General features: G+C 41.1%; 6 protein-coding genes. 2 read left to right on the forward strand and 4 right to left on the reverse strand.

What is annotated here, in order from left to right; genetic code table 11:
* Positions 1 to 58 precede the first annotated feature (58 nt).
* Positions 59 to 733 carry a tRNA (adenosine(37)-N6)-threonylcarbamoyltransferase complex dimerization subunit type 1 TsaB gene (gene tsaB, locus BGO42_RS05220; RefSeq protein WP_273246447.1) on the forward strand — a complete coding sequence of 225 codons (675 nt, stop codon included), beginning with the start codon at positions 59 to 61 and terminating at the stop codon, positions 731 to 733.
* Here tsaB and BGO42_RS05225 read toward each other — a convergent pair.
* The 4 genes from BGO42_RS05225 to BGO42_RS05240 form a co-directional block, all read right to left on the reverse strand.
* Positions 723 to 1,493, reverse strand: coding sequence for a mechanosensitive ion channel family protein (locus BGO42_RS05225; protein WP_273246446.1), 771 nt, complete (start codon positions 1,491 to 1,493; stop codon positions 723 to 725). The genes tsaB and BGO42_RS05225 overlap by 11 nt on opposite strands.
* Positions 1,494 to 1,505: 12 nt before the next feature.
* Positions 1,506 to 3,530: a thioredoxin domain-containing protein gene (locus BGO42_RS05230; protein ID WP_273246445.1), complete on the reverse strand. Its 2,025-nt coding sequence runs from the start codon at positions 3,528 to 3,530 to the stop codon at positions 1,506 to 1,508.
* Between the two features lie 41 nt (positions 3,531 to 3,571).
* Positions 3,572 to 3,772 carry a dodecin family protein gene (locus BGO42_RS05235; RefSeq protein ID WP_177731731.1) on the reverse strand — a complete coding sequence of 67 codons (201 nt, stop codon included), beginning with the start codon at positions 3,770 to 3,772 and terminating at the stop codon, positions 3,572 to 3,574.
* 76 nt (positions 3,773 to 3,848) lie between these two features.
* Complete coding sequence (locus tag BGO42_RS05240) at positions 3,849 to 4,748, reverse strand: NifU family protein (RefSeq protein WP_177731733.1); 900 nt, start codon at positions 4,746 to 4,748, stop codon at positions 3,849 to 3,851.
* A gap of 146 nt (positions 4,749 to 4,894) precedes the next feature.
* Here BGO42_RS05240 and BGO42_RS05245 point away from each other — a divergent pair.
* On the forward strand, positions 4,895 to 6,994 hold a 2,100-nt coding region (locus tag BGO42_RS05245), incomplete at its 3' end, for a choice-of-anchor L domain-containing protein (RefSeq protein ID WP_286748820.1).

Below are 6,994 nucleotides of genomic sequence, written 5' to 3' on the forward strand. Positions count from 1 at the left end.
AAAGTATACGGTTCGTGGCAAAAAAATATAAACTATCTTTGCCAATAATTTTATCAGAATGACTTATATTTTAAATATTGAAACTGCCACAAAAAATTGTTCGATCACAATTGCAAAAAACGGAGAAACACTTGTTTCTATGGAAATTGCAGAAGAAGGCTATTCGCACGCAGAAAAACTTCATGTTTTCATTCAGGATGCTTTGGCAGAAGCCGGGCTTGGCTTTCAGGATTTAAATGCGGTAGCGGTAAGTCAGGGACCGGGGTCATATACCGGGCTGCGCATTGGTGTTTCGGCCGCAAAAGGACTGTGTTATTCTTTGGGCATTCCACTGATAGCGGTGGATACCTTAGAAACACTGGCAAGACAGCTCCGGATCGAAAACGGTGTGATTATCCCGATGATTGATGCCCGCCGTATGGAAGTATTTACAGCTGTTTTTGATAAATCGTTTGCCTGCTTACGAACTACCAAAGCGGAGATCATTACCGAAACTATTTATGAGGGCATTCGGGAAACGATACACCTGGTTGGTGACGGTGCTGCAAAATGCAAGGAACTCCTAAACACGCCAGATTTTATATATCACGATGCGGTTATTTATCCTTCTGCTAAAGAAATGAGCAAAGTGTCTTTTGAGAAGTATAAAAAAAGCGACACTGTTGATGTCGCTTATTTTGAGCCTTTTTATCTAAAGGATTTTGTGATGACTACCAAGGCTGTTAAGCCATAACGGTAACGAGTTTGCTGCTTTGTTCTAAAAGCTGGGAACTAACGGCTCCGAAATCCTGATTTTTTGTCCAGGCACGAATAGCAAAGTTTACATTTTTTTCACCCAACGTTTCAATAACCACTTCCGGAGCAGGCGTTTTTAATACATCAGGATGATTGTTGATCAATTCTTCCAGTTGTGTTTTGATAGCCCGTATGTCTGAAGTATAAGCCGTTGGAACCACTAAATTGGTTCTTCGGGTTGGTTTCTGCGAAAAGTTCTTGATTTTTCCATTCGATAAAATACCGTTCGGAATATAGATGATCTGATTTTGGGAAGTCAGAATTTTAGTCGAAAAGATCTGTATTGCGAGTACTTTTCCATTTTCTGCCTGAGCTTCAATCGTATCGCCCACTTTAAACGGTTTGAAAAGAATGATCAGGACACCACCGGAAAAATTGGATAAGGAACCCTGTAGCGATAGACCGACAGCCAAACCAATTGCTCCTAAAATAGCAACAAAAGAAGAGGTTTCGATTCCTAATTTTGAGATGACCGAAACAAAAAGCAGTATGCGCAATGCCCAGATCAAAAAGTCTAATAAGAACTTGATCAGCGTAGGCTCTAGCTCTCTTTTGGTCATGACCGTTTCGGCAATTTTCCGGATAAACTTAATTCCCCAGATACCGACAACCAGAATGATGACGGCGGAAATTACTTTTGGGGAATAATCAAGGAGTACGTTGAGATAGTGAATGAAAAAGTTATTCATTTTTTCCATAGGGGGGCATATTTATTTAATTCTTAATTCGTTTAAAGTTGTTTCAACAGCGGTGGCAGGCAGTTTACAATTCCTGTTTTCACAAATATAAAACAGTAATTTTTCTTCGTCAAACCGATTCTGAAGAAAAGGTATTGCCGACGGTTGTCTGGAACCGGCAATAATTACATGCGGCAGGTATTCGGAGTGAACAGCTGCTAAAGCTTCCAGAGCATCAGGTCCGCAAACGGCCAGTTCTTTAGTGTCTTTTGATAGGTTCATCCACAGGTTCATCCAGTTCGAATAGGCCGAAGCATAATCAATATTCGGGATAAGGTGGTTGAGCATCTGCAGGGCAGTTTTTTCATAATATTCGTTATGAAACAGCGTGCTGAGGATGTAAAGATTATTAGCCATAACCGAATTGGAGGCAGGAATTACATTGTCTTCAATTTCATAATGAGCAGCAATTAAGGCCGTGGTGTTTTTTGCTTTGAATAAAAAGAATTGCTGTTCTTCATTGTAGAAATGATCCAAACAATAATCGGTTAATTGTTTTGCATGCAGCAAATAAGTTTCTTCAAGGGTAGCTTGGTATAAAGCAATAAAAGCTTCTATTGTAAAGGTGTAATCTTCGAGAAATCCCACGATGGTACTTTTGCCGTTTTTGTAGGTGTGCCACAAATGGCCTTCTTCCGACCACATTTTGCCGGTAATAAAGGCGGCGTTCTTTTTGGCAATGGCAATATAGTGCGGATCGCCCAAAGCATTGTAAGCATCCACATACCCTTTTAGCATAATGGCATTCCATGAAGTCAGTGATTTGTCGTCCAGACGTGGTTTGGGACGTTTCTCCCTTTCGCTGAACAATAGCGATTCCCATGCTTTCTTTTTAGCCAGTAAGGCAGCTTCAGACAGGTTGAACTGCTCCGCAACTTCCTGAACAGACCGGTTCTGGATCAGTACATAATGATCGTGTTCCCAAAAACCGAATTCATTAACATTGAAAAGGGCTGCAAAAAGATCGAAATCTGCTTTTAATAAAGTTTGCAGCTGCTCTTTTGTCCAGACATAATAAGCGCCTTCTTCCAAAACGGCAACTTCATTCAAACTGTCGGCATCCAGGGCAGCGTAGAAGCCAAAATCAGGATTGCACAATTCCCTTTCCACAAAGGAAAGTGTTTTTTCAAGGACTTCTTTATATAAAGGATTTTTGGTTCGTTTGTAGGCTTCGGCATAAAGGCTTACCAGCTGACCGTTGTCGTAAAGCATTTTTTCGAAATGGGGAACATGCCAGCGCATATCGACCGAATAGCGGGAAAATCCACCGCCTAACACGTCAAAAAGCCCTCCATACGCCATTTTGGTAAGGGTCAGGTCCACAAAATCCAGTAAGTCTGCCGAAGCAGTCTGGTAGCCATAACGCTGAAGAAACAGGTAATTGTTGGGCATCATAAATTTAGGTGCCCGGGCATAACCGCCATAATCCCAGTCGAAACTTTTGGACCACTTTTCGACCAGTGGTTTGATATGCTGCGGATTTTGAGCATCACTATCGGCATTGGCATGGTTTACAAGACCTAAAAAGGAGAGACCTTCATGCAGTTTTTCGGCATATTCAATTACTTTATCCGGATTGGTGCGGTATAAATTATCGAGCTGGCTCAAAATGTCCATCCAATTATCTTTCTTGAAATAGGTGCCGCCCCAAACGGGTCTTCCGTCCGGCAGGCAAACCACATTTAATGGCCAGCCGCCCTGTCCGGTCATAAGCTGTACCGCTTTCATATAAATAGCATCCACATCAGGACGCTCTTCACGGTCTACTTTTATAGCAACAAATCCGGAGTTCATTACGGAAGCAACCTCACTGTTTTCGAAACTTTCGTGTTCCATAACATGACACCAGTGACAGGCGGAATAACCGATGCTGATGATGATGAGCTTGTTTGCTTCTCTGGCAGCCGAAAGGGAAGTATCGTTCCATGCTTTCCAGTGAATCGGGTTGTTGGCGTGTTGCAGTAAATAGGGGCTGGATTCGTATTGTAGTTCGTTCATAATTTTAAAAAAAGGCGTTCTCAAAGGAACGCCTGTATAAACTATTTTATTTCAAAAGTGAGTTTTAAATTTACTCTGAATTCGGTGACCTGATCGTCGTTAACCACTGCGCTGTGTTCCTGAACGTAAACGGAGCGTATGTGTTTCAATGTTTTGGAAGCTTCTGCTACGGCTTTTCTTGTAGCGTCTTCCCAACTTACTTCTGAACTGGATAGCAGTTCGATAACTTTTAATACTCCCATAATTTGCTAGTTTTTAAGGTTATAGCTAATAAAGGTACAGTATTAAAGAATGAAAAACAACGATTTCGGCTGAATGTTAACCGTTTACCGCTTCAACCTTGATATCGTGATCGTGTAACATTTCTTTAAGCATGTTCTCGATACCGTTTTTCAACGTAAAGGTCGAAGACGGACATCCGCTGCAGGCACCCTGTAAAATTACTTTTACACGTTTGTCTGTTTCGTCATAGGATTCGAAAATAATATTTCCGCCATCGGAGGCTACAGCCGGTTTTACATATTCGTCAAGAATGTTGATAATCTGCTGCGAAGTTACATCCAGGTTGTTGAAATATTCCTCCTGTTGCTTCTCGTGATTAGCTGTTTTAACGATCTGGCTTTCGTCGATGATTGTTTTGCCTTCTTCAATGTAATTCTTAATGAAGGTACGTACTTCCTGAGTGATTTCCTGCCATTCGTTAATTTCATATTTAGTGATAGAGATATAATTCTCATCAAGGAATACCTCTTTTACAAAAGGAAGTTTGAACAATTCTTTGGCAAGGGGAGAAGCCGCCGTTTCGTCAATATTTTTAAACTCCACACTTGTTTTGGTCAGTAATTTGCTGGCAACAAATTTTAAAACTGACGGGTTTGGAGTGGTTTCCGCATAAACGGTTACCGGAATTTTTTTGTTTTTATTTTCATCAATGTTGATGATCTTGCCGCCTTTGTCAACAAAGGTTTCGATCTGTTCGGCAAGCAATTCTTTTACCTCATGCCATTCCACAATAGAATATTTTTCAATTGCGATAAAATTTCCTGAGATATATACCGTTTTTACAAAAGGAAGATAGAATAATTGTTTGGCCAAAGGGGATGCTGCCGTTTCGTCAATATTCTTAAATTCAAAACTTTCGCTCTTTGTGATGAAATCCGGAAATTCAAATTTTACAATGGCCGGGTTTTGCGTATCTCGTATTGTTACTTTTAACATTTTTTTTGTGATTTTTTGCAAATTTAACGAACATATATCGTTTGAATAAGTATATTTGGAAATTTTAAAGGAAAAATTAACATTAAGGCGTTGTTTTAACGTTAAAATAAGGATAAGGATTAATCATTTATAACCAGTTATAGCCAATGAAGAAGCTCTACTTTTTAGTGGTCTTGTTATTATCAATTACGGCATTTGCACAACCCATTACCGTTAATACGAATACGTATACTGTTCCGCAGTTAGTGCAAGACGTGTTGATTAATTCGCAGTGTGCTCAGGTTTCAAATATTACCTGGAGAACCGGTAATACAAACGGGCAGAACTCTGAGAACGGTATCGGTTTTTTTCAAAATACCAATGCTGGTTTTCCAATTCAGTCCGGAGTTATTTTAAGTACTGGTAGAGCCATGTCTGCTCCCGGTCCGAATACCGGAAATTTAAGTGAAGGGGTTAATTCCTGGACAGGAGATGCCGATCTGAAAGCGCAGATGGTTGCTGCAGGAGTAGTGAACAATGCCTTTGTTTATAGAAATGCTACCTATCTGCAATTCGATTTCGTTCCTTTAACCGATAGTTTTAGTTTCGAATTTTTATTTGCTTCCGAAGAGTATGGAACATATCAGTGTAACGGGGATTATGCTGATGCTTTTGCGTTTATATTGACCAATACAGCTACCGGTCAGGTTACCAATCTGGCAGTTGTGCCGGGTACCTCAACACCGATTTCTTCCCTTACAATTAAAAATCAGTTGTATAATGCTATCTGTGTATCCCAGAATCAGGGATTCTTTGGAGCATATTACCCGGAAAACGGGTTTCCGCCTTCTCCCATTAACTATATGGGAAGAACAATTCCAATGACGGCATCTTCTACCGTAGTTCCGAATACGCTGTATAAAATTAAAATGGTAATTGCCGACGGAACCGATACAGGGTTTGACTCTGCGGTATTCCTTAAAGCGGGAAGTTTTAATGTTGGACAGGCTACTTTGGGCGGGGATTTAACAATCGACAATTTAGCGGCATTGTGTCCGGGTGAAATCAGAACTTTAGATACAGGATTGAATCCTGCTTTTTATACTTTTCAATGGACCTTAAACGGACAGAATATTCCGGGTGCTACCGGAGCTTCTTATGGTGTTTCTGCTCCTGGTGTTTATGGGGTGATTATTAATAATAACGGTGGATCTTGTATCCAGCAGCCTACACCTATTACCGTTGAAGCATTCCCACCGATTGCAGCGGGTAATCCGGTCGATCTGACAAAATGTGGTGACGGAACAACTCCGGTTCCCTTTAATTTAAATGATAATTATGCTAATATTTTAGCGGGTCTTGATCCGAGTACAATTATTACCTATCATACCAGCCTTGCCGATGCGGAAATAGGAGCGAACTATATCCCGAATCCTGCAAATTATCCGACTGCTGTAACTATTCCGATTTTTGTGAATATTTCAACAGGGGAAAATTCCTGTTATGTTATCAGACAATTTAATTTGAATGTAATTTCCTGTACAGCCGATCCTGTTACCCCTGGTGATATGCGTGCTTGTGATGTTAACTCGGATAATACAGAAATATTTGATTTAACGGAGCAAAATACCACGATATTAGGAGGGCAGTTAGCCGCAGATTACACCATTACCTATCATACCAGCCAGGCCAATGCCGATGCTGATATTAATCCTATAACCCCGGCGAATGCTTTCCCAAGTTCTGGACAGACAATTTATGTTCGTATGGAAAAAGTGTCGGATCCTATTGTTTATGGGACAACGTCATTCCAGTTAATTCTTGTGGCATTGCCAACAGCAACGCTTTCCGGTCCGAACGGAATCTGTTCAGGTTCGGCAACTGTTGTGTTTTCAGGACCTGCCGGAGCTACAGTTCATTATACTGTAGACGGTAACCCGGCAGATATTACACTGGATGCTACCGGTAACGCAACGGTAACAACTCCTCCGGTAACTGCAGATACTACTTTTACTTTAGTGAGTGTTGATTCCAACGGTTCTCCGAACTGTCATAATACCTTGACCGGAAGTTTAACGATTGTATATTACGGATTGCCAACGGCTACCATCAGCGGGGCGACAACAATCTGTTCGGGTGACACAGCAGTGTTGACCTTTAACGGTACACCAAATGCTGTAGTTACCTATACCAATGGTACGACCAACGCGACAGTAACCTTAGACGGTACCGGAGCAGGAAGTGCAACAGTTGGTCCGTTAACGGCT

It is taken from the genome of Flavobacterium sp. 40-81 (assembly GCF_001898245.1).
In the GTDB taxonomy this organism is placed as follows: Bacteria; Bacteroidota; Bacteroidia; order Flavobacteriales; family Flavobacteriaceae; genus Flavobacterium; species Flavobacterium inviolabile.

Excerpts from the sequence above, each read along its gene's own strand:
- tsaB (WP_273246447.1), top strand. The coding sequence starts at position 59 with ATGACTTATATTTTAAATATTGAAACTGCCACAAAAAATTGTTCGATC.
- BGO42_RS05225 (WP_273246446.1), bottom strand. The coding sequence starts at position 1,493 with ATGGAAAAAATGAATAACTTTTTCATTCACTATCTCAACGTACTCCTT.
- BGO42_RS05230 (WP_273246445.1), bottom strand. The coding sequence starts at position 3,530 with ATGAACGAACTACAATACGAATCCAGCCCCTATTTACTGCAACACGCC.
- BGO42_RS05235 (WP_177731731.1), bottom strand. The coding sequence starts at position 3,772 with ATGGGAGTATTAAAAGTTATCGAACTGCTATCCAGTTCAGAAGTAAGT.
- BGO42_RS05240 (WP_177731733.1), bottom strand. The coding sequence starts at position 4,748 with ATGTTAAAAGTAACAATACGAGATACGCAAAACCCGGCCATTGTAAAA.